Annotated in this window: 2 protein-coding genes; both read left to right on the forward strand. The window is 30.6% G+C overall.

Annotated features, from left to right (window positions below):
* Positions 1 to 256 precede the first annotated feature (256 nt).
* Positions 257 to 472, forward strand: coding sequence for a 30S ribosomal protein S21 (gene rpsU / locus CKF59_RS06645; RefSeq protein ID WP_119525760.1), 216 nt, complete (start codon positions 257 to 259; stop codon positions 470 to 472).
* 62 nt (positions 473 to 534) lie between these two features.
* Positions 535 to 1,230: TerC family protein (locus CKF59_RS06650; RefSeq protein ID WP_147397141.1), on the forward strand; the 696-nt coding region annotated here is incomplete at its 3' end.

Raw genomic sequence — 1,230 nt, forward strand, 5'->3', positions numbered from 1 at the left:
CATATCAATGAAAAATTACAAAAGATTGATGGTGGTAAGTTTATTTTTAACTTGCATGATTTTAACAATCTAAAAAACAGCTAAGAAAATTTTGATTTTTTCTTCCCTTTTTGTTATAATAGTCAGGAATATATATTTTATTGAAATAAACTTTGGAACTAAGCCTCTATATCTTTAAAAACATTAAACAAGTTTTATAATTGTATAACAATTATATTCATATTAATATAAGTTAAATACTAACGAGGTGTGGCGCATGCCAGTAATTAAAGTTCGTGAAAATGAATCATTTGACGTTGCTTTACGTCGTTTCAAACGTAGCTGCGAAAAAGCAGGTATTTTAGCAGAAGTTCGTAACCGTGAATTCTACGAAAAACCAGCAACTATTCGTAAACGTTTAAAAGCGACTGCTAAAAAACGTAACGCAAAACGTGTTGCTCGTGAAAATTCACGTCACAACCGTTTATACTAATTTTTGGCAAAGGAGTTCGAGTTCGAACTCCTTTTGATATTTAAAATATTTTATCTAACATAATGTTTGATTTATTACTAACTCCAGAATTTTACCTTTCTTTATTAACCTTAACAATATTAGAAATTATATTAGGTATTGATAATGTTGTTGTAATTGCGGTTCTTGTCAATAAGTTACCTGAAAAAGTTAGAAGAAAGGCACAAATTATTGGCTTATCTGCGGCAATGCTTGTCCGGATACTTCTTCTTTTCACTCTTGCTTGGTTAAGTCATTTAATCAAACCTTTATTTCATATTGGTGATTTTGCAGTAACAAGCAGAGACATAGTTCTTCTTATAGGAGGATTATTTTTAATTTATAAAGCTACAGTAGAGCTTATTGAATTTATGAATGATTCACCTGACGATGAGCATGAGGGTGAAAGAACTTATGCAAGTTTTACTTCGGTAATTATCCAAATTTTAATTATGGATGCCGTATTCTCTCTAGACTCTGTGATTACCGCAATAGGTCTAGCACAACACTTAACTGTTATGATTCTTGCAGTGGTTATTGCTATCTTATTTATGATGATTTTTGCAAACTTTATTGTAAGAGTTGTAGATAAATACCCATCACTTAAAATCTTAGCTTTAACTTTCCTAATCGTTGTTGGGATCGTTCTTGTTGTTGAAGGTCTACATATTCACTTCGATAAAAGCTATTTATATGCAGCTATGGGCTTTTCTCTACTTGTAAATATTTTAGTTTTAATC

The sequence above is a fragment of the Psittacicella gerlachiana genome, from assembly GCF_003585965.1.
Lineage (GTDB): Bacteria > Pseudomonadota > Gammaproteobacteria > Enterobacterales > Psittacicellaceae > Psittacicella > Psittacicella gerlachiana.